18 protein-coding genes are annotated in these 21,292 nt (G+C 68.2%); 6 read left to right on the plus strand and 12 right to left on the minus strand.

The window, feature by feature from the left end; all coding sequences use genetic code 11:
• Positions 1 to 1,047 carry a hypothetical protein gene (locus QHF85_RS36740; protein ID WP_281332074.1) on the minus strand — a complete coding sequence of 349 codons (1,047 nt, stop codon included), beginning with the start codon at positions 1,045 to 1,047 and terminating at the stop codon, positions 1 to 3.
• A gap of 315 nt (positions 1,048 to 1,362) precedes the next feature.
• Here QHF85_RS36740 and QHF85_RS36745 point away from each other — a divergent pair, with 315 nt between their 5' ends.
• From QHF85_RS36745 to eutB, 3 genes are read left to right on the plus strand one after another with little or no spacing between them, the layout of a single operon-like run.
• On the plus strand, positions 1,363 to 2,565 hold the full coding sequence (locus QHF85_RS36745; protein ID WP_281332075.1) for a hypothetical protein: 1,203 nt from the start codon (positions 1,363 to 1,365) through the stop codon (positions 2,563 to 2,565).
• Positions 2,566 to 2,602: 37 nt separating this feature from the next.
• Positions 2,603 to 4,030 (plus strand): ethanolamine ammonia-lyase reactivating factor EutA, encoded by a 1,428-nt coding sequence (locus QHF85_RS36750; protein WP_281332076.1) that lies wholly within the window; start codon positions 2,603 to 2,605, stop codon positions 4,028 to 4,030.
• Between the two features lie 14 nt (positions 4,031 to 4,044).
• A complete protein-coding gene (gene eutB / locus QHF85_RS36755; RefSeq protein ID WP_281332077.1) occupies positions 4,045 to 6,243 on the plus strand; it encodes an ethanolamine ammonia-lyase subunit EutB in 2,199 nt (732 codons plus the stop codon).
• A gap of 6 nt (positions 6,244 to 6,249) precedes the next feature.
• Here the strand turns inward: eutB and QHF85_RS36760 are convergent, their stop codons facing one another.
• The 7 genes from QHF85_RS36760 to QHF85_RS36790 form a co-directional block, all read right to left on the minus strand.
• Entirely contained in the window at positions 6,250 to 6,825 is a 576-nt protein-coding gene (locus tag QHF85_RS36760; protein WP_281332078.1) for a hypothetical protein, read from the minus strand.
• Positions 6,826 to 6,904: 79 nt separating this feature from the next.
• Complete coding sequence (locus QHF85_RS36765; RefSeq protein ID WP_281332079.1) at positions 6,905 to 8,557, minus strand: WGR domain-containing protein; 1,653 nt, start codon at positions 8,555 to 8,557, stop codon at positions 6,905 to 6,907.
• Positions 8,558 to 8,646: 89 nt separating this feature from the next.
• Positions 8,647 to 9,918 (minus strand): AarF/ABC1/UbiB kinase family protein, encoded by a 1,272-nt coding sequence (locus QHF85_RS36770; protein ID WP_281332080.1) that lies wholly within the window; start codon positions 9,916 to 9,918, stop codon positions 8,647 to 8,649.
• 45 nt (positions 9,919 to 9,963) lie between these two features.
• A complete protein-coding gene (locus QHF85_RS36775; protein ID WP_348652789.1) occupies positions 9,964 to 10,821 on the minus strand; it encodes a DUF2470 domain-containing protein in 858 nt (285 codons plus the stop codon).
• Positions 10,822 to 10,868: 47 nt separating this feature from the next.
• Positions 10,869 to 11,468, minus strand: a complete 600-nt coding sequence (locus QHF85_RS36780) for a hypothetical protein (protein WP_281332081.1) — start codon at positions 11,466 to 11,468, stop codon at positions 10,869 to 10,871.
• A 127-nt stretch (positions 11,469 to 11,595) separates the two neighbouring features.
• Positions 11,596 to 12,201, minus strand: coding sequence for a sigma-70 family RNA polymerase sigma factor (locus tag QHF85_RS36785; RefSeq protein WP_281332082.1), 606 nt, complete (start codon positions 12,199 to 12,201; stop codon positions 11,596 to 11,598).
• Between the two features lie 376 nt (positions 12,202 to 12,577).
• On the minus strand, positions 12,578 to 13,006 hold the full coding sequence (locus QHF85_RS36790; protein WP_281332083.1) for a hypothetical protein: 429 nt from the start codon (positions 13,004 to 13,006) through the stop codon (positions 12,578 to 12,580).
• A 322-nt stretch (positions 13,007 to 13,328) separates the two neighbouring features.
• On the opposite strand from QHF85_RS36790, the gene QHF85_RS36795 reads away from it, so the two are divergent.
• The 3 genes from QHF85_RS36795 (at position 13,329) to QHF85_RS36805 (ending at position 17,378) form a co-directional block, all read left to right on the plus strand.
• Positions 13,329 to 14,405, plus strand: a complete 1,077-nt coding sequence (locus QHF85_RS36795) for a S1 family peptidase (RefSeq protein WP_281332084.1) — start codon at positions 13,329 to 13,331, stop codon at positions 14,403 to 14,405.
• A 108-nt stretch (positions 14,406 to 14,513) separates the two neighbouring features.
• On the plus strand, positions 14,514 to 15,251 hold the full coding sequence (locus QHF85_RS36800) for a sigma factor (protein WP_281332085.1): 738 nt from the start codon (positions 14,514 to 14,516) through the stop codon (positions 15,249 to 15,251).
• A 60-nt stretch (positions 15,252 to 15,311) separates the two neighbouring features.
• Complete coding sequence (locus QHF85_RS36805) at positions 15,312 to 17,378, plus strand: serine/threonine protein kinase (protein ID WP_281332086.1); 2,067 nt, start codon at positions 15,312 to 15,314, stop codon at positions 17,376 to 17,378.
• Positions 17,379 to 17,408: 30 nt separating this feature from the next.
• On the opposite strand, the gene QHF85_RS36810 is transcribed toward QHF85_RS36805, so the two are convergent.
• The 4 genes from QHF85_RS36810 to QHF85_RS36825 are packed head-to-tail and all read right to left on the minus strand — an operon-like array spanning position 17,409 to position 21,241.
• A complete protein-coding gene (locus QHF85_RS36810; RefSeq protein ID WP_281332087.1) occupies positions 17,409 to 18,029 on the minus strand; it encodes a hypothetical protein in 621 nt (206 codons plus the stop codon).
• A gap of 16 nt (positions 18,030 to 18,045) precedes the next feature.
• The gene (locus tag QHF85_RS36815) at positions 18,046 to 18,768 is read right to left on the minus strand and encodes a hypothetical protein (protein WP_281332088.1); all 723 of its coding nucleotides are present in this window, start codon (positions 18,766 to 18,768) and stop codon (positions 18,046 to 18,048) included.
• On the minus strand, positions 18,765 to 19,955 hold the full coding sequence (locus tag QHF85_RS36820; RefSeq protein ID WP_281332089.1) for an AAA family ATPase: 1,191 nt from the start codon (positions 19,953 to 19,955) through the stop codon (positions 18,765 to 18,767). The genes QHF85_RS36815 and QHF85_RS36820 overlap by 4 nt, the downstream gene beginning before the upstream one ends.
• Positions 19,956 to 20,002: 47 nt before the next feature.
• Entirely contained in the window at positions 20,003 to 21,241 is a 1,239-nt protein-coding gene (locus QHF85_RS36825) for a hypothetical protein (RefSeq protein ID WP_281332090.1), read from the minus strand.
• Positions 21,242 to 21,292: the final 51 nt, after the last annotated feature.

A 21,292-nucleotide genomic window follows, 5' to 3' on the forward strand; every position in this document is an offset into this window, starting at 1 on the left:
TCACAAGGGGGGCCGGGACGAGAATGGGCGTCGCGGCCTCACGCGGCCGGTGCGCGCGAGCCACTCCGCGGCGCTGATGGGCTCCTCGAAGAGCGAGGCGTCGCTCCCGTGCAATCGGAACAGCTCCACGATGAAGCGCATGCGATCGGCGAGCGCGTCCCAGCGCTCGGCGCGGCTGCCGCACGTCGATGCGATGTCGGCGTCGAAGCGCAGGACGAACGAGACGAGCTCCGGATCTTCGAGCGCTTCGAGGTGCTCGGCAAAAGGCCCATCCGGCAGATCCGCGCCGAGGCGATGGGTGGCCGTGCCGCCGCCGAGCTCGAGCTCGAGCAGCGCCTTCGTGACGAGGACGCGCGTGGTGGGGCCGCCGGGCATCGCGGCCGCGATCCGGTTTTGCAGGCGCGTCTGCTCCTGCAGCGCGACGTACAGGTTCGCCGCGTAGAGCAGCTCCGCTTTGCGTTTGCCCGCGGGCACGCGGGCCGCTTCGAGGTAACACTCGAAGGCGAGGCGCAGGATGTCCTGTCCGCCTCGATCCGGCGGGCCCTTCGTGAACGAGGCGAAGAAGGCGGCGAGGGCCTCGTCGCCGGCGCGGTACGCGCGCGCGAAGCCGGCGAAGGCCGGGGCGACTTCCATGAAGACCTCACGATTGCCTTCGCCGACCTCCCGCGAGACGTCCCGCATGGTATGGGCGAGGAACCGCGCGCCCGGGACGCGCGCCGCGGCGCGGGCGACGTAGCGTTGTCCCGGGAGATCCTCGCCGCGAATGGATTGTCCGGCGCGGCGGGAGGCCCAGGCGGCCATCGTGCACCAGTTGATGCCCGCGCCGCTGCCGAGCAAATCGGCGATTTCGAGGGAGAGATCCCCGTAGGCCTGGGTGATGAGCAGGTTGCGCGCAGCGGCGTCCTTCATCGCCACGATCCGCGCGATGTAGTCCTCCGTCACGACGCGCTCGACGCGCTCACCAGCCTCGACGAGACGCGGGGAACCCTGGAGAGCGGGCCGGCGGGGGAGGACGTCCCATGCGAAATCGAGGAGAAGCGCGAGCATGCCGTTTCTCAAAGCACGCAGCGGGCCAGCCGACCTCGACTCGCCGGCGCGCGGTTTTTCCGCGTATCGATTCGCCAGGGCGGTCTTTCAGCGCAGAAAAGGTGCTGCCCTGCGGGCCCGAGCCTGCAGCATCGCAGGCTCCAGGGAGCAGGCAGGATTTCGTCGAGTGGCAGGTATTCGACGGGAGGGCATCTTTTCGGCGTCTTCCCGCCTCTCCAAGCTCCGCCCGCGTTCCAGGGTCCTCGTTCGCCGAGCCGGCGCCCAAGCTCCGCGCTTGCCGTGCCGTCCAAGCCCGGCCATGACAAAAGGAACCCTGTGAAACGCGCGCCCGAGACGACGGCTCTTTTGCTCGCCCTGACGCTTCTCCCCGGCTGCGGCCGCTCGCTCTCCCACCACCTGCTCGACGCCAGCATGTCGAGCGCCCACAGGCCGGCCCCGCCCGCCGTCCCCGCGGCGGTTCTGCCCGAAGCGAAGAGCCCTTATCAGATCCTCGGCGGGGACATGCATTGCCACGTGAGCCCGCCCGACTCGCCCGGGCACGTGAGCCGCGGCATGGAGGAGACGGTGGAGCTCGCCCGCGCCGAGGGGCTCGATTTCGTCGTGCTCACGCCGCACGTGCCGTCGCAGTTCTTCCAGAGCGAGTCCTTGCGGCAGAGGGTGCAAAGCGAGCTCGCGGCGCTCGAGCGATCCGTGCCGCGGGGGGAGGGGGACCCGATCTTCGTCGTCGGGTTCGAGTACACCGATTACCATTATGGCCACGTCGGCGCGGCGTTCGCGGATCTCGGCGCCGTGTACGCGGAGGTCCCGGCGCGCGCGGCGCTCACCGATCCGACGAAGTTTTTCCGAGCGTTCCTGCGGCACGGGGGGCTGCTCGTGGTCAATCATCCTCTGCTCACGCCGGTCGATTCGATCATCCGTATCGCGCGGGCAAACCTCTCCTGGCGCCCGTTCACGGAGCCGGGGCCCTATCCGGAGGAGATCGTCGATCTCGATCGAACCGCGCAGGCGTTCGAGGTGTACAACCTCGCGGTGACGGAGCTTCGGGATCGCTTCCTGCTCGGGGACACGTCGGCCACGCTGGAGGCGACGCTCGCGCGGCTCGATCGGGAGATCCCGCTGCGCGCGCGGCCCCTCGTGCCGGTCGGGGGCTCGGACAGCCATAGCGGCCATCTGCGGGCGACGACGTTCGTGCTCGCGGAGGCGCGCTCGGCGAAGGGCGTGCGCGACGGCATCGTCGCGGGGCGCGTCTGCGTGCGGGATCCGGCGGCGTGCTCGTTCGAGGTGCGCGCCTCGGGCGGCGCTTGGCTTCCGCCGGGGAGCGTGATCCGCGACGCGACGATGGTGGAGATGCGGGCGCGGGGCGAGGCGATCCGCTTCTACGCGAATGGCGTGGTCCTCGCGCCGGAGGAGCCGGGGCATACCGTGTTCGTCCCGGTCACGCCGGGCAAGTGCAGCGTCCTCCGCGCGCGGGTCGACGCGGGGTATTCGGGGCCGGTGTACGTGAATTGCCCCTTTTAGCTGTGCGCGAGCCTGAATCCGTGTTGTATTTCCCCGGGTGAGCGGTACCGTCAGCCTGCTCGGGCTCGACTTCGGCAGCACCACCAGCAGTGCGATGGTCGCGTCCGCCGCGATGGTGCGCAATTGCGTGACCGGCCGGGTGGAATTGAGCCGGCTCGCCGAGGAATACCGTTCCGTCCCGGTCTTCACGCCCCTCCGTGAGGGACGCATCGACGAGGCCGCCGTCGCGGCGCTCCTCGAACGGTGGCTCGCCGAAGGGCATTTGCAGGGCAAAGAGGTCTTCGGCGGCGGCGCGCTCATCACCGGGCTCTCGGCGGAGCGGCAGAACGCGGCGGCGCTCGCGTCGCTCCTCCGCGCGCGGCTCGGCGACGCCATCCTCGTCGCGAGCGGCGATGCGAACCTCGAATCCTGGATGGCGTTCCTCGGCAGCTGCGCGAGGCTGTCGCGACGGCATCCGGAGGTCGAAGTCCTCAACCTCGACATCGGCGGCGGGACGACGAACCTCGCGCTCGGCATCGACGGAGAAGTCCGCCGGACGGGTTGTTTGTTCGTGGGGGCGAGGCATTTGCAGGTCGAGCCCGGGACCTACCGGATCGTCGCGGTATCGAGGTACGCTCGGGCGCTGCTCGATCACCTGGGGATCGCCCGGGGCCCCGGGGATACGTTGTCCGCCGAGGACGTCGACGCGGTGCTCTCGTTTTACGTCGCGCTGCTCGAAGCTGCGGTCACCGGGCGCGCCGAGGTGTTCGCGGCGCCCATCGCGCGTCTGCATCGGCACACGGAGCTCGAAATCGAGCCGCCTGCGAGCGTCGCGCCTGCGGCCCGCGTGGTCACGCTCTCGGGCGGCGTGGGCGCGCTCGTGTACGAACATCTGCGGGGCGCGCCGTGGCCCTCGACGACGTTCTTCGGGGATCTCGGCGTCGATCTCGCCGAGCGCATTCTATCGTCCGACGTCCTCGCGCGGGACCTCGCGGCGTTTGTCCCCGACCATTTCGGCCGCGCGACGGTCTTCGGAATGATGCGGCACAGCATGGACATCTCCGGCGCGACCGTCTTTCTCTCGTCGCCGGACGTTTTGCCCCTGCGCGACCTGCCCATCCTCGGCCGCCTGGGGAGCGACGCGGAGCCGGGCCGTGTGCAAGCGCTCCTCCGTCTCGTGCGGGAGAGCCCGTCCGGCGGCTGCCTGCGCATCGAATGGACCGGCCCCACGCTCGCTGCCGTTCGTCGGCTCGGCGCTTGGCTCGGCGACGAATTGAAGGCGCGGCCCCTCCGGCCGGAACAGGCGCTCGTCTTGTTCGTGGCCGAGAACGTGGGCAAGACCCTCGGCCAGTACGTCAGCGATTGGGGCAAGAGCCCCGTCAAGCTCGTCGTCGTCGACGAGGTCGTCGTCAAGGACGCGCGTTTCGCGCAGATCGGGCGCATGAAGGATCACGTCGTCCCCGTCTGGGTTCACGGTCAGGATTGAGAATCGAGGAAGCGATGGAGAAGGTCACACAGGCGCTCGTGCCACTGTCGGACATCGTCGTTCCCCCGCCGCGGCCGTCGGAATGGTATCGGACGACCGTCCTCGACGAAGAAGTCGCGTTCCACGGCCTGAAAGCCCTCCTCGGCGCCGCCGACGAGAGCAAGGCGGGGGACCGCCATGCGGGGCTCGCGGCGAAGAGCGCCCGGCAGCGCGAGGCCGCGCGGACCCTCCTGTCGTCGCTCTCGCTGCGGCACCTCTACGACCATCCGCTCACCGACGACGACGGGAACGTCGATTCCGTCATGCGGGTCAATTACGGGATCGATCACGCGGTCTTCGCCGAGATCGCGTCCATGACCGTGGGCGGGTTGAAGAACCATCTTTTGCGCTCGCCGGGCGCGGAGAGCGCGCGCGTGGGCAAGGCCTTGACCGGCGTGATGGCGGCCGCGCTGGCCAAGATCTGCGACGTGCACGAGCTCATCTTCCTCGCGCGGCGCATCCCGCGGCCCACGAAGGCGCGGACGACCCTGGGTTTGCCCGGGACCTTGTCCTCGCGCTTGCAGCCGAACCACCCGACCGACGACCTGCGCGGGATCACGCTCCTCTTTTATTGGGGGCTCTCGGTGGGCGCGGGGGACGCGCTGCTCGGCATCAATCCCGCGATCGACACCGTCGAAAACGTGTCGGGGCTCCTGCGCCACCTCGACAAACTCCGCCGGAAGACCGGCGTGCCCTCGCAGATCTGCGTCCTCGGGCACATCAAGACGCAGCTCGCTTGCCTCGAACGAGGCGCGCCGGTCGAGATCCTGTTCCAGAGCCTGGCCGGCACCGAGAAGACGCTGACCGCCGAATTCGACGTCACCGTGGAGCTGCTCGATCATGGCTATCGGACCATGCGCGAAAAGGGGACGCTCGGGCCGAGCGCCCGACAGTTCATGTATTTCGAGACCGGCCAGGGGAGCGAGTTCACCTACGGCAAGCACCACGGCATCGACATGACGACGACGGAGGCCCTCTGCTATGGCCTCGCTCGTCGTTACGATCCTTTCATGGTGAACAACGTCACGGGCTTCATCGGGCCGGAGACACACCTCGACAACTTCGAGATGATCGTGTCGAACCTGCAGGATCACTTCATGGGCAAGCTGCTCGGTTTGCCCATGGGCATGGCGCCGTGCTTCACGCTGCACTCGCACATCACGCTCGAAGGCCAGCAGATGGCCACGCAGATGCTCACGGCGGCGGGCGCGAATTACTACATGGATGTCGCGCTCAATACCGATCGAATGCTCGCCTATTTCGATACGAGCGGCCACGACGACCAGACCTTGCGCGAGCTGTATGGAAAGCGGGTGACGCCGGAGTACGAGGCGTGGGCGATCGAGCAGGGGATCTTCCGCAAAGAGGAGGACGGGAGCCTCGCCCGCGGCCCGAACTGGGGAGATCTGCGCCCGTTCGTTTCGTCGGACGCGGAGCTGAAAGGGCTCATCGCGACGACGCCGGCCCTGCATGGATTCGAGACCGCCGGTCCGCGGCCCGCCGACGAGGTCAGCCGTCAGGTCCGGCTCCATCAAGCGGTGGGCCGGGAGGCGACGCAGAGCGCGCTCCGTATCGACGAGATGCGAGAGATCCTCGATTTCCGGGTGATCGCCACGGAAGCCCCTTCCAAGGAAGCGCACCTGCATTCACCGTCGCTGGGCGCGCGGGTCGCCGCGGCCCACCGCGCCGCGCTCGTCCCCGAGCATCGTCAGGTCCAGATCCTCGTCTCCGACGGGCTCAGCGCCGAGGCCGTCCACCACAATGCCGGCGACCTGCTCCCCGTCCTCGAGGACGGCCTGAACGCCCGCGGCATCACGATGGGCAAACCCATCCTGGCGCCGAACGGGCGGGTGAAGCTCGCCGAGGACGTCGCCGATCTCGTCCAATGCGATCTCGTGATCTGCCTCATCGGCGAGCGCCCCGGCGGCGACGCCCTCGCGTCGCGCAGCCTTTCTGCCTACCTCGTGTATTGCGTGCGTGACGACGAAACGAGGCGGAGAGCCGCGGCGTTCAGCGGCAACGAAAGCGTGCGCTTCGAATACACGGTGCTCTCGAACATCTACGCGGGGGGGCTCCCGCCGCTCGAAGCGGGCGGCGTCATCGCGGGCAAGGTATTCGAGGTGCTGGAGCGGCGCGCGGCCGGCAATCGCCTGGAGGCGTTGCTCTCGTCTTGAGGCGGATCAGGGCACGCGCTTGGCCGTGGCCTTCACGGTGATCGGGCCTGCGCCGGGCGTGGGGCACCCGCACTTCGAATACACGAGCGTGCCCATCGCGTCGTCGCCCGCGAGCTGCAGCGTGATCTCGCGCTTCTCGCATTGATCCTCGCCCGAGAAGCAATACGACGTATCGCTCTTCAAGGTGAGCGTGCACCCGTCCGCCGAGACCGACCCGGTCGCCGTGTACGAGGCGGGCATGGGGGGCTCAGGGTTACAGCTATGCATGGGCGCCGTGTCATCGCCCTCGAAGGTGACGCTGATCGAGGCGTCGGACGCATTGGGCGTGACCGTCAAGAGATCACCCATGGGGGCGCAGCCGTTCATGTCTTGCTCGTACGTGATCTGCCATTGGCCCGCAGCGGAGCAGGCATCGGGGTTTCCGCCGCCGGAGCCGCCGGTCCCGCCGGAGCCACCGGAGCCGCCGGAGCCGCCCGCGCCGCCATTGCCGGTGTTGTCGCCACCGTCACTGCAGGCAGGGATCGCGAAGAGAGCGAGGGTTACCGCGAGGAATGCCGAAGGGAGCGCAAGAGAAGGTCGCATGGGCCGAGGATAGCCGCCGGGGACGGGGCTCGCCAGGCCACAAAAGTGCTCTCGATCGGGAGGGAAAAGGGCTCTTCGTCTACTGCGCGAGGCGACGAATCTCGCCGAGCACGCGGTAGAACCCGCCGCCCTCGACCTCGCGCACCTCGTCGACGACGTACTTCGCGCCCTCGACGCGGATGTTGCGCGGGAACTGGCAATTGTACGTCGACTTGAAGCCAGGCGAGACGACCCGCACGCGGAGCTTGCCGCCCTGCTTGACGCATTCGACGATCACACCCTTCGACGTGTCGCGCGTGGTCTCGAGCTGCGTCGAGGGGATCTCCTCGATCTTCGCCGGCGCCTTGATGTCGCGCGCGACCGGGACGTCGCCCGCCTGCGCCTTCTGGATCGCCTCCTCGCTCGCGTCGATGCAGGCGAGCGAGCCGTCGGTCGTGACGATGTAGAGCCGCTCGTCGCGATATTGCATCGAGTACGCCGAGCCGCACCCGGTCGCGAGCTTCCAGAGGCGCTTGCCGGTCGCGTCGAAGCAATAAATGGTGGAGCTCGAATCCCCGCCGAAGATGTACTTGCCGCCGGGCGAGGCCGCGCACGAGTAGACCATGTCGTCGCAATCGCAGACGACGCCGGGCTTGCCGTCCTTCGTGAAGACGTAGACCTTGTCGTCGGTGGTGCCGGCATAGACGTCCGAGGCCTCCTGCCAGCCGAAGAGCACCGAGCCGTCCGTCTTCGCCTCCCAGACCGCCTTGCCGTCCTTCCAGGCGTACTTCGTCACGCCCCCGGAGTGGCCGTGGTAGACGCCCTTTTCGTCGGCGCGCACCATCCAGCCGCTGGACCCCTTGCTCTTCTTGCGCCAGTTCGTCTCGTTCTCGTGATCGAAGATCGCGATGTTGCCGTCGGCATCGGAGACGCAGAGCTTGCCGCGGTAAATGTCGAGCCAGAAGATGTCGACGTTCTCCTCGACCTCGTACGCGAGGCGAGGGACATGGCCGCCGAGGTCGTAGACGTTGCCGTCGTCGCAGCCGGCATAACGCCAGTCGTCGTCGGCGATGATGCATTTCACGCCGTCCGGGAGCTTGTATTGCTGCTCGATCGTGCCGTCGGCCGTCACGGCGAACACGGCGCCGCTCTGGTTGCCGACCCAGAAGAGCTTCGTGTCGATGTAGATGCCGAGCGCAGCGGCGCCGGACGCGAACTTCCAGAGGACAGGCGCGCGCTTCGCCGTCGAGGGCTTGCTCTGGATCGTTCGTCGCGTGACAGCGCGCTTCTGCCGCACGCCCATCACGGCCGACTCGTACCCCTTCTTCTTTTTCTCGTTGATCTTCTTCTGCGCGAACGCAATCGCCTCGGCCGCCGTGCGAAACTTCTGCTCCTGCTTCTGCCCGCCGTCACCGATGCGGCCATACCGGATCGAGACCTTCGTCCCGTCGATCAGCACCTCGTAAAACTTGTGCGAACCACCGCCGTCCTCGGAGAGCTCGAGGTAGGTCCGGTTCGCGTCCGCGGCAGCAGCAGCGGGAGCAGGCGCGGGAGCGGCAGCGGGCGCGGGCGCGGCAGCGGCGGCCGTCGTGGTCCGGCCAGAGGAGGAAGCAGCGCGGCTGCGTTTCGCGGCCGGGGCGGGGGCGCGCGCAGCGCTCGTCCGCGGGGCCGAGGTGGTGCGGGTCGACGCAGCGCTCGGAGACGCTTTGCGCGCGCTTTTCTTCGTTGTGCTCGGTGTGCGTTTGGTGGCCATGGCGTGCTCTCCTCCGGGTTTCCGGCAAGCCGATGAGAGCACGACGCACGGGGGCCCGTCACCAGGGATCAGGCCCGTTCGAGGCGGATCTACGCCATGAACGAGCGTTCTTCTTCGGCGTAATCGACCTCGACGTCGAGGCGAGCCAGGACCGAATAGAAGCCGAACTGGAGGCGGTTCATGAAGAGCATGCCCTCGGGCATGGGCACGAAGGACTTGTCGCCGGACTTGAGCGTCTCCTTGCCCGCATCCCTCATGTGGTGCACGAGGCTCGCCACATAGTCGCGCGTGATCCGGAACGGAGAGGAGAACTGCGGCTCGAACGCGCGGCGGATGTACGAAAGTACGCGCTTTTCGTGGTCGCCGCCGCGGGTCTCCAGCATGATCTTCGCGGCTTCGGTGAACGTCGCCTCGTCGCGCTCGACGGCCGCGCGGTGGAGCTTCCGCGCGACGCCGCGGCGCTTCTCGGGAATGGGCTGCACGCAGCCGAAGTCGAGGAATGCCACGCGGCCGTCGTCCTGGAAGAAATAATTGCCCGGGTGCGGGTCGGCGTTGAACATCTCCCCGACGAGCGTGCCCTTGTAGACGAACCGCCAGAGCGTGCGGCAAAGCGCGACACGATCCCGCTCGGGCAGGGCGCTCGCTTCGTCCAGGGTCCGGCCGCGAACGAACTCGGTCGTGAGCACGCGGCGCGACGAACGATCACGGTCGACCGTGGGAACCAGGATCTTCGGGTCGCCTTCGAAGATGCGGGCAAACTCGATCTGGTTCTGGGCCTCGATCGTGTAATCGAGCTCCTCGCGGAAGCGGGCGCGGACCTCCTCGAGCATCTTGGCCGAGCCAACCTTGCGCGTGCCCATCATCGAGAGCGCGCCCTCGAGCAAGCCGGCATTTTTCAGGTCGCTCTCGACGGCCTCGGCCACGCCGGGGTGCTGGACCTTCACCGCGACCTCGGCGCCTTCGAGGGTGCGAGCGCGGTGCACCTGGCCGATCGAGGCGCTCGCGACGGCCGTCTCGTCCCATTCGGCGAAGAGGCGATCGAGCGGGGCGCCGAGCTCTTCCTCGACGAGGCGGCGAATGGCCTCGGGCGAGGAGCGGGGCGCGCCGGCGAGCAGGGTCTTCATCGAGCGCTGGTAAGCGTCGCGGTGCTCCTCGGGGACGAGGCCGTCGATGTAGCCGGCCATCTGGCCGACCTTGGCCGCGACGCCGCGGAGGTTGCCGAGGACCTCGGCCGCGCGCTTGGCGGCCCCGTCGTCGCCCTCGCGGCGAAGGAGCAGGCTCGTCCCCGTACGCGCGCCGATCTCGGCGAGCCGGACGAGGCGGCCGAGGCGGCCCGAAGGAAGCTTGGTTTCGTCCGACATGTAGCCGCGGAGATAGCAGTCGGACGATGCGGGGTAAAGGGGCCCTTACCCCTCCTCGGCCCGCCCGGCCATCTCGATGAGGGCTTTGCGGGCCTCCTCCCGGGTCACGATCTCCGCGTCGAAGGCGAGCCGCACGCGCCGCTCGCCTGCGGGGGTCGTGACGGCCATTTCGATGCCATATCGATCCACGGCGGTCATCTGCGCGTCCGTGGCGTCGCCGATGCCGGCGAGCTTGCGGGCATACGCGAGGATCGACTCCGCGTGGTCGTCGTTCATGTGGCCGAGGATGCGGGGGGCGAATTCGGCGAGGGGGTCGGGTTCGGCGCGGGCGTAGGCGGCGGCGTCGACCCAGGACATGCGGCCGAAGCCGCCGACGTAGCGGAGGGAGCGGGGCTCGATGCGGTAATGGGTGAAGTCTGGGAAATCGGCGTAGGTCGCGGCGTCTGGGTGGGCGGCGAGGAAGAGTGCGCGGCATTCGGGCGCCTCCTCCGGGGGGACGGCGGTGCAGGGGCCGAGGAGCGTGACGCGCCCTTTTTCGAGGAGTTTTTCTCCGACGATGGGGGATTCGAGGAGGAGGACGGAGGCCTCGGGGCGGGCGAGCAGGTTTTGTGTGTGCTCGGCGAGGCGGGAGAGAAACAAGACGGCGCGACCGCGTGCGTCCGTGGCGAGCGCTACGAGCGAGGCATAAGGGTATCCCTCGGGATCGCGTGCCATGGTGGCGAGGGAGCCGAATTGGGCGGCGCGGGCGAGCGTGCGTGCGCGTTCGGCGTGGCTTGGTGCGCGCGGGGGGGCTCCGGACGGACCCGTCCCTGCGGCTGTGGACTGAGCGTCCATGCCTTCGTTACGGCTATCGTTCCCGGCGGCGTTCGGCTCGCGGCCCTTCGTCATGATGAGGGCCGTCATAACACGGCTCGCCGGCTCTTTCGATGCGGGCTTTGCGGACGATCGAATCAGGGGGCGGCTTTTTTCTCCTCCGCTTCCTCTGGCGGGCGCTCGCCTTCTCCCTTCCGGACCTGGACTTTGACCCGACGGTCGCCTTTTCCGTCGCCTTCCACCTCGACCTTCACCTGTCCCTCGACGCCTTGCGCGGCCAGGTGGGCGAGGATCTTTTGCCGGACGACCTCGACGTCGTCGTCGTCCGTGATGTCGAGGTCGAACAGATCGTGGCCGAGCTTCTTGCCGAGCGTGCTCTCGACCTTCCCGGAGAGCGGCGTCTCCGTGATCTTCGCGGAGGCGAGCGCGGGCAGGGACTTCTGCAGCTTGCCGGCGAGCGGCTCGCCGAGCGCCTCGCCCCAGACTTCGACCTGGACCGTGACCTCGTTGCCGAGTCGGTGGGCGCGCACGTCGATTGTGTCGAGCTTCGTCGAACTCTCGATCGTCTGCGCGATGGCGTGCGGGTCGGGCATCGCTTCCGAGGCCTGGTACGTGACGGTGAGGCTGCGGCCGACCTCGACGTCGACGTCCACGGGCGCCGCGCAGGCCGCGACGCCGAGCACGGCGGCGATTGCCGCGCCAAAAGCCACCTTTCGCAAGACGTGTCTCTTCTTCATCGGTTTCCTCCTTTGTTCCGGGGCTGTCGAATCGAATGCGGCGAGGAGCGACGTTTCGAGCGCTGCGCGGTGCTCGGGGCGGGGCGCGCTCGCGGGCTCGAAGACGTTTTCGAGTTCCTTTTCTCGATCAGAACCGAACATCGACCACCTCACCTTCCTGGAGCACTTCGCGGAGCGACCGCTGGGCGCGCGAGAGCCGCTGCTTGACGGCGGCCGTGGATTCTCCGAGCAACGCTGCGATCTCGGCGTGCTCGAGGCCGTCGCCGTATCGGAGCGCGAGCACCTCCTGCACGTGATCGGGCAGGGCTGCGACGGCGGCGCGCAGGGCGCGGATGCGCTCCTTCTGCACGAGCGAGTCGAGGGGCGTGGCGCGATCGTCGGCGAGGATCGGGGCGACGTCGTCGATGGGCGTCCCTTCGCGGCGGGCGCGGGCGTGATCGATGACCGCGTTCCGGGCGATGGAGAGGACGTACATGCGCACGGAGCCGCGGCGGAGATCGACGTCGCCGAGGTGCTCGAGCAGTTTGTGAAAGACGCGGCCGACGAGGTCCTCGACGTCTTCCCGTCGGCGCACGCGCCGGCCGACGAAGCGGCTGACCGGGTCGTAGAGGTCCTGGTAGAGGGACCGGAATGCTTCGCGGTCGCCCGCTTGGGCGCGTGCGAGCAGAGCGCGGTGGCGATCGTCGGGGTCCGCCCAGGGCCAGGGGAAGAGGCGCATGAGGTGCTCGCCCATGGTCTACGGGGACGGCGGGGGGAGGTGACGAGAAAAGATGCGGGGGCGGGGGAGGTGTGAGGTGGCGTGCCTGAAATCGTGGACAGCGGGGGTTGATCCGGATCAACCGTGGATGAACACGATGACGAGCGCGGGTTGAGGAGCGTCAAGCGGCTCTGTCCAGGATGACCGGCGGGGGTTGAGGAGCGTCAAGCGGTTCTGTCCAGGATGGGCAGAGGGGGGTTCGGGCGGATCAACCGCGACTGATCACGATGACCCGAGGGGGTTGATTGCGGATCAACACCCTCGGACCACGATGAGCGGCGGGGGTTGAGGAGCGTCAGCCAGCTCTGTCCAGGAGGACCGACGGGGCTTGATGCGAGGGGAGGGGCGTCGGCTAGCGCCGCGCCTTCCACGTCAGCACGAAATCACACGCGCCCCGCTCCAGATCGAGCCCCTCGACCTCGACCTTCCCGTCCACGCCGACGAAATCGAGCCCGGCCTCCCAGCACCCGCCGAGGAGCTGCACCACCGCGCCGCTGCGGAAATGCTCGACGGGATACTCGCGCAGCCCGATCGCGCCCTCGTGTTCGCCCCGGCGCTCGTAGACCATGTGGCCTGCATCCACCGTGACCGCCTGATCCACCTTCGCGCGCTCGATCTTCCTCGTATCCGCTTCCACCGCGACGCGCACCTTCACGCTGCCGCCGAGCCCCACGCGCGCCACGCCTTTCAGGAGCTCGCCGATGAGCCCGTCCACGTGCGCGCCCACCGCCGAGGCGCCGAGCTCCGAGCAGGGGACCGCGCCGTCGAGCGTCATCTTCACCCGCGCGGCTAGACTTTCGAGACGCGCATCTCCCCGAGCTTCGGCGTGAGCTTGATGGGGGGGCGCGGCTGCGTCGTCCGGGGCCACCGGGAACCAGCACCGGCACGAAGAGGATTCTTTCGTAACTTTTGTCGGCGGCGGCCCAAGGACAGAACAAGCCAAGCGACGCAACCGACCGAATTGGTTTTCCGCGCCGGCGGGGTTGTCCACGCGCATCCCACGAGGAGGCCGCGGCGTCATCCCCATCCGCATGGCCACCCGTGCCGCGGGTGAACCTTTCGGCAGGCCTCCCTCGCGCCGCTCGGCCTTGGAGACAACGAACATGAACACGACCCGTATTTCATTGCGAACGGCCTTCTTCTTCCTCCTCGCCGCCGGAACGGTGACGCTCGCAGGCTGCGTGGTGGCCACGGAATCGGACGAGAACGTGTTCGAGGAGGACACGTCGTCGAGCAGCGATGCGATCCTCAATGGGACGAGTGTCACCGAGAAGTACCCCGAGGGGGCGACGATCGATATTGGGACGAGTCCACTCTGCAGCGGGACGCTCATCGCGCCCATGGTCGTCCTCACCGCCGGCCACTGTATCATGGGGCCGACGACGTTGACCGTGAAGGTTGGGGCGGAATCGCGCACGACGACGGGCAGCGCGGTCTACGATTGGACAGCCGGCAGCTCGAAAAATCCCGCGCAGCACGACGTCGCGCTGCTGTTCCTGAACAAGCCCATCTGGCTCAGGTGGTATCCGACGATCGAGCAAACGGCGGTTCCCGCGAACACGCCGGTGACGAACGTGGGCCGCATGCACAACGGCCCGACTTCGACGCTTTGGGGGGCGGATGTGTACGATCTCAACTACGGGACCATGATCAACGCAGCGCCACCCTATTCCGGCACCTTCGCGTTCGACTACTGGGCCAGCAACGTGCTCGAGCCGGGTGACTCCGGCGGACCGGTCTTCATCAAGGACACGCACCGAATCATCGCCGTCAACTCCGCCTTTGGGACGCTGGGCAACGGAAAGCAAATCGGGCTCTTCGCGCGGGTCGATCTGCTCCACGCGTGGATCACCCAGCAGATCGCCACCCACCCCGCACCGGCTCCGACGAACGCGCAGATCTCCTGCGTGTTCAACTGGGCGGAGGTCGCGTATTCGAACCTGTTCGCGCCGGCCGTGCAGCAACCGCTGCAAAGCTCGCCGCCGTTCGTGTATCGCTACTATCCGGGGACGAACAGCTATCTGGGCGCCGCGTGGGCGAGCGCGAGCGCCCCCCACCAGGGCGTCGCATCGCCGAGCAGCACCTACCCGGTGAAGCACGTCTTTTTCATGGATTCGACGGGCATCCCCCAGGATCAGGGCACCGTCGGTTACTGGATGAAGCAGGCGAACTGCCTCTGACCGCGAGACCCGGTCACCTCCCCTCCAGGGACGCGCGTTCGACGCGCGTCCCTTTCTCCCTCCTCTATCTCTATCGCTCCTGTTCCTGTAGGATGACGTACCTGTCTCATGCCAAAAGAAAGCTTTCCAAAGACGTCGTGGACCGTCGTCCTGAACGCGCGGGACGACACCCCGGAAGGGCGCAAGGCGCTCGCGGTTCTCTGTGACGCGTACTGGTTCCCCGTCTACGCTTTCCTCCGACGCCGCGGCGCCTCGGCCGAACAAGCGAGCGACCAAACCCAGGGCTTCTTCGCTCATTTGATCGAGAAAAACGCGCTCGCATCCCTCGATCGCGCGCGCGGCACGAAGTTCCGTTCATGGCTGCTCGGGTGCGTCAAGCACCATCTCCAGGACGAATACGCGCACGCCCGCAGCGCAGCCGCGGGCGGGAACGTCCACTTCGAAAGCCTCGACGCAGAGCGCGCAGAGGGGCGTTATCAGGCCGAGCCTTCGCACGACCTCACGCCGGAGCGCCTGTACGACCGCGCCTTCGCCGAGAACTTGCTCCATCGCGTGCTCGAACGGGTCCGCGAGAAATACGCCGCCGCGGGGAAGAGCGCGCTGTTCGATGCGCTCAAGGGAACGCTGACCGCGAGCGCATCTCGGGATCGCTACGAGGAGCTCGCTGCGCGCCTCGGCAGGAGCGAGGGGGACGTGCGCAAGGCGGCATTCGACCTGCGCGGCGTGTACAAAAAGATGCTGCTCGCGGAGGTGGAAAGCCTCGTGGACCCGCCGCCCGACGCGGCCCTCGCCAAACGCGCGGTGGACGACGAGATCGGGTACCTCCTCCGCGCGTTCGCAGGGTGAGCACGTTTTTGCCTCGCCGGCTCGTAACGTTCGGCCGCCACGGCCTCAGGAGATGCCGAGATGAGCACTGCGACCGACCCGACCGAGCCTGTCCCCGCTGGATGCCCTCTTCACGGGGCCATCGGCCCTCGCGCGCCCGAGGGGTTGTGCCCGCACTGCCTGCTCGATTTCGATGGGGGGGACGACGACGCCCCGGAGAGCCTGCCCGTGCAGTTCGGGCCTTATGAGCTCCTGGCCAGGCTCGGCGAGGGGGGCATGGGCGTGGTCTACAAGGCCCGGCAGGTGAGCGTCGATCGCGTCGTCGCGCTGAAGCGGATCCGCGACGGCGAGCTCGCCGACGCAAAGGCGAGGCGCCGCTTTTATCGCGAGGCGAGGGACGCAGCCAAGCTCGACCACGCGCGCATCGTGCCCCTTTACGACGTGGGCGAGCACGGCGGACAACCCTATTTCACCATGAAGCTCATGCCTGGCGGGACGCTCGAGGTGGCACGCGACCGCTTCGCCGAGCCACGGCGCGCCGCAGCGCTGATCGCCACCCTGGCCCGCGCGGTCCATGCCGGCCATCGCCAGCATGTCATCCACCGGGATCTCAAACCCGAGAACATCCTCTTCGACGATCACGGCGAGCCGTACATCGCCGACTTCGGCATCGCCAAGCGCCTCGACCACAACACCCGCACCATGACCGGCACCATCCTGGGAACGGTCGGCTACATGGCGCCCGAGCAGACGACCCGTGGTCACCCCATGCGCGACAGCGCATCGGCCGATATCTGGAGCCTGGGCGTGATCCTTTACGAGTTGCTCGCGGGGCGGCGTCCGTTCGACGGTCCCACGCTGCTCGAGGTCATGCGCCGCACCCACGAGGAGGAGCCCGTACCGCTCGAACGGCTGCGCCGGGACGTGAGCCGAGATCTGTCGACGGTCTGTCTCACGTGTCTCCACAAGGACCCGGCGCGGAGGTACATCTCCGCCGAGGCCCTCGCGGACGATCTCGATCGATATCTGAGTGGCAAGCCGACCCGGGTGCGCCGGCCAAGCCCCGGCAGGCGCGCGCTCGCCTGGTGCCGCCGCCATCCCTTCACCGCCGTTCTCCTCGGCGTCGCAGCGCTGGCGCTCGTCACCCTCACGCTCTGGTCGCTCGCGGGCACCCGCGCCCAGGAGCAGGCCCGCCGCGCGGAAGTGCTCGCCGCCAACCGGTATGCCGCCCGCGCCGTGGCCGGGACCGTGCTGGCCCTGCTCGACGAGTACGCGACGACCGTTGCAAAGGAGGCGCAGGCGCCGCAGCTCACCACGGCGATGGCGCTTCACGATGGGGAGGCTCTCCAGGGTCTCAGCGAGGGGATTCGCGCGCGCCATGCCGGTTTTGCCTACTGGTTCATCATCGACGCGGGAGGCACGCTTCAGGCGCTCGTCCCTTCCGAGCAGAGCGGCAAGCCCAGCGTGACCAATTTCGCGTTTCGGGACTACTTCCGCGGTGCCATGTCGCTCGCCGTGGACCGCCCCGCCTACATCTCGCGTGCCTTTCGCTCGGCGACGGACAACCGATACAAGATCGCCATTGCGGCGCCTATCCGTGGCGCGGACGGGCGGCCGCTGGGCTTGCTTGCCGCCGAGATCGCAACGGATCGACGCCTGGGCGCCATCGAGTTGAGCGACGACCATCGCGTTGCCGTGCTCACGGTACGCCGTGACCGCGAATCGTCCGCCGAGCCATTGCCCAAGGAGCACATCTTATGGGTGCACGGCGGCGTCGAGCATGGGGAGGGGGTCGTCGTGAAGAGTGATGCGCTGCGCCGACTCACGGCACGGCGTGATACGGCGGGAGATGCGGGGAGCGACCAGCTCCGCCTGCCGCCGCCGGACTGGGTCGAGCTCGACGAAGCGTATCGTGATCCGCTCGATCAGCGGGGGACGCGCGAGGCCGGAGGGCCCTGGCTGGTCGGCGTAGCGGCCGTCGGCCGCACGGAGCTTGCGGTGATGGTGCAGACGCGCGTGGAGGATGCCACGGCGCTCGATCGTACCCCGCTCCGCGTCTACGCGGCTTGGTCCGTGGGGGGCGTGCTCCTCTTGCTCGCGAGTCTTTTCGCGACCCTGCGCGGCACACGGCGGCGCGCGAACGCTTAGCACGCTGACCAGCGGGGGTCGCCGCGGCCTCTAGCGCCGCGCCTTCCACGTCAGCACGAAATCACACGCGCCCCGCTCCAGATCGAGCCCCTCGACCTCGACCTTCCCGTCCACGCCGACGAAATCGAGCCCGGCCTCCCAGCACCCGCCGAGGAGCTGCACCACCGCGCCGCTGCGGAAATGCTCGACGGGATACTCGCGCAGCCAGATCGCGCCCTCGTGTTCGCCCCGGAGCTCGTAGACCATGTGGCCTGCATTCTCGGCGATGAGCGCGCGGCCGAAGGGGACGAACCGCATCAAGGCTTGCGGCGACATGCCCGTGCGCCGCAGGAAGCCATCGATGAGCGCCCGGAAGAGCGGGTTCTCGAAATGACGATTCATGCTGCGGCGGTAGAGCGCGCGCGTGCCCGCTTCGCCGAGCTCCGCGTAGAGCGCTTCCAGCAGGTCGTAACAAGGCTCGGGCGGCAGCCATTGCACGCCGAGCGCGCCGCGGATCGCCGCGAGGGACGTGGGGCCCGTTCGCTCGAGGATTCGATCCCGCACGGAGGGCTCGAGCGCCTCGACCTCGCGGAGCGCGGCCTGGACGAAGCTCGCCCGGTTCCGTTGCGGGGCGATGCGGGAAGGACGAGCGGAGGAGGGGTCGTCGCGCACGCGTGGGGCCCCGGCATCAGGCGAGTCGTTGGAGGAGCTGGGCGATCGAGAGGAGATCGGGCACGCGGCCGAGGAGCCGGTCGAGGGCGGTGCGCGAGGCCTCGTCGAGCGCATCGTCGCGCGGCACGCTGCCCTTGCGATGTTGCGCGGAGCCTCCGGCTTCGAGCATTTTTTCGAGGCAGCCCTGGGGCTTGCGGAACTGCTCGACGAACATCTCCGGTGGGACGCTTCCGGGGATGGGATCACAGGTGCGGAGGAAGGCAGCAAGGCCTTCTCGGTTGCGGCACTGGAGCTTCTGGAGCGCGGGCTCGACGTCGTGTGCGGCGATGAGGAGGGATTCGGAGTTCCAGCGGAGGAAGTGGCCGTGGATGCGATCGGGGAAGGTCGCCGAGGTGCGGAGCTTCGTCGTCCAGGCATTGCTCGCGCGTATCACCCAGTTGTCGGTGCGCGCGGGGGCTTTCGGCGGATCCTCGATGGTGCAGCACGTCGTGGCTTTGTCGGCATCGGCGATGCAGACGAGATGATCGATGGGGCCGCTGCTGCGGAGGAACCCCCTGCGGGCCGCGATGGGCCAATCGGCGCGGATGAAGGGGTCGAACCCGCCGCGCCCGTTGACGCCGAACGCTGTGATTTCCGCGCCGCTCGTGCCGGCCTCGCGCGTGGTACGAAGAGCGCGCCGCAAGCAGGTGTCCAGCTTCTGGAAGAACTTGTCCTCCCAGAGGACGAGGATACGCGTCACAGCTCGATCTCCGCCGAGTTCTCCGGGTCGAGTTGTCCGCGCTCGCGTAGGGCCGACAGCGAGTACAGCGTGCGCCACTCGTCGAGCGCCTCCCGATTGAGCATGCGCAGCTTCACACCTTCGGCCGTGGGCTCACAGATGTGGATGCTTTCCGCGGGATCCGAGAGGTAGTCGAGGAACCGATCGGAGTGCGTCGCGACGAAGACGGCCGTGCGCTCGGAAATGCGTTCGAGCAAGTAAACGATACGACGCAATGCCGAGGGGTGGAGGTGGCGGTCGGGCTCGTCGAAGGCGAGGGCGGTGGCGGGCTCGGGGGAGAGGATGGCGGCGAGCAGGCAGAGGTAGGTGGCCATGCCTTCGGACATCTGGCTGCCGCGCAATCGCTCGCCTGGATATCGCTTGTCCCGGAACGTGAGCGCGATGCTTCCGCCGGCCCGGTCCGCGGGAAACTCCAGGCGCTGAACGAAGGGGAACTCGGCGCAGAACGCATCCATGAGTTCGTCCCACACGTCCCCGTGGTTCTGCTGGATGTAATAGAGAGCGTTGGTGAGATCCAACCCGCGGCGGTTGACTCTCGCGACGGGCTCGATGGTCACGCTCTCGAATGGCGAGAGCTTGCCTTCCCGCACATCGCGCGACCAGAGAGGGGTCGTCAAGAAGCCGTCGTAGACCACCATGGAGCGCATGAGGTGCCCCAGATTGCCGAGCGCTGGGTAGAACCTGGGATGCTTCAAATTCTCGAACGAGAGCGCATCGGAGCCCGAGAATTCGTCTTTCGAGTCCGTTGTCTCGTTCCGTAGCCAGAGCGAGTCCCCTTGCCGTTCGAGGACCGGGACGAGCTCTGACGTGGGTTGCGATCGTTTCGCGAGGTATTCTTTCAGGATACCGTTCGGAGCGCCGCTGATGAAATCGACGCTGTAATCCAGCGTCGCGAGGTTTCGGAGGCCGGTCGTCGCACCCAGCTCGATGGTCGCGCACCCCTGCCCGGCCGTAACGACGTCACCGAGCGCCCGACACCCCGCCTCGAACCCCTCCTCCGCCCACCTCGACAAGAGATCCAGCACCTGAATCACGCTGCTCTTGCCCGATCCGTTCGGGCCGATCAGCACGATGGGCTTGCCCGGCTCGACGTCGATCGTCACGTCGCGCAGCAGGCGGAAATTCTTGACGGACAGCTTGCGGAGCATCGCGACGCGCAGCCTACCTGAAAGCAGGCTGCGTCGCACAGTTCAGCTCACCTGAGCCCGCACCCCACCGTGACCGCCTGATCCACCGTCGCGCGCTCGATCTTCCTCGTATCCGCGTCCACCGTGACGCGCACCTTCACGCTGCCGCCGAGCCCCACGCGCGCCACGCCTTTCAGGAGGTCGCCGATGAGCCCGTCCACGTGCGCGCCCACCGCCGAGGCGCCGAGCTCCGAGCACGGGACCGCGCCGTCGAGGGTCATCTTCACACGCGCAGCCAGGCCCTCTCGTTTCACCGTCCCAGGGCCCGCGAGCTTGAACGCGCCGGCGTCCACCGTCGCCTTCGAGATGCGTATCTCCTCGAGGTTCGGCGTGATCTCGAACGTCGCGCCGAGCTTCGTCTTGCTCCCGAAGACGATGCCGTCGAGCTCCCTCGGATGCGGCGGCACCCAGCCCTTCACCTCGAACGACGCCGTGCCCGCGTACATCCCCTTCGCTTCCGCGCCGCCGATCGTCACCGCCACCGTCCCCTCCACCGACGCGCCGCGCAGATCCGCGGGCACCGAGAGCGAGCGCGCGCGGGCGAGGTCGTCGACCTTCGTCAAAGGAAGCGTCGCCGTGAGGCGCATCGGCTTCGCCTTCGTGTCGAGCGCGAGGCGCAGCGGCGCCGCCTCGGCCGTCTTCGCGCCGAGCCAGATCGAGGCCGGATCCTTGCCGTTCCAGCGCGCGCCGAGCGGGCCCAGGTTCGTCCCCTCGAACGCGACCGTGCCCTCGAACGAGCCCTCGTCGCCGCGCCCCTTCGTCGCTTGGCCGACGAGCACGATCCACGGCGACTCCTTCGAGCCCCAGTTCACCGTCACGTTGGCGGTCGCGGGCAGGTCGAGGGCGCCCGGGTGGGCGCGATCGAAGGCGGCGAGGGCTTCGAGGCGCTCGTCGAGCGGGACGGCGAGCGTGGCCACCACGTTGCGGGCTTCGAGCCGCGTCGGGGCGAGGCCGTCGAGATCCACGGCGAGCCACGGGGCCTCGGCCGAGAGTCCCTCCACGCCTTCGAGCTTGGCCTTGGCGCCGCGGAGCACGACGCGGCCCCACGTGGGGCTGAAATCGTCGAACGTCAGCTCGATGCCCCGTGACCGCGCTTCCTTTTCGATCCACCACCGGACGAGCGGCCGGTGGCCGAGGCCTACACCGAGGCCGACGGCCGCGGACAAGACGAGCACGAAAGCCACGATCCGCCGGCGTCGCGGGCTCTTTTTCGGGGGCTCCGGGGCCGTGTCGGGCAGCGTGTCCATGTCTGATCCCTGCTAGCACGTCGGGAACGACGAAGGCGTGCCCGTGTTCCG

The sequence above is a fragment of the Polyangium sp. 6x1 genome (assembly GCF_029946515.1).
Lineage (GTDB): Bacteria > Myxococcota_A > Polyangia > Polyangiales > Polyangiaceae > Polyangium.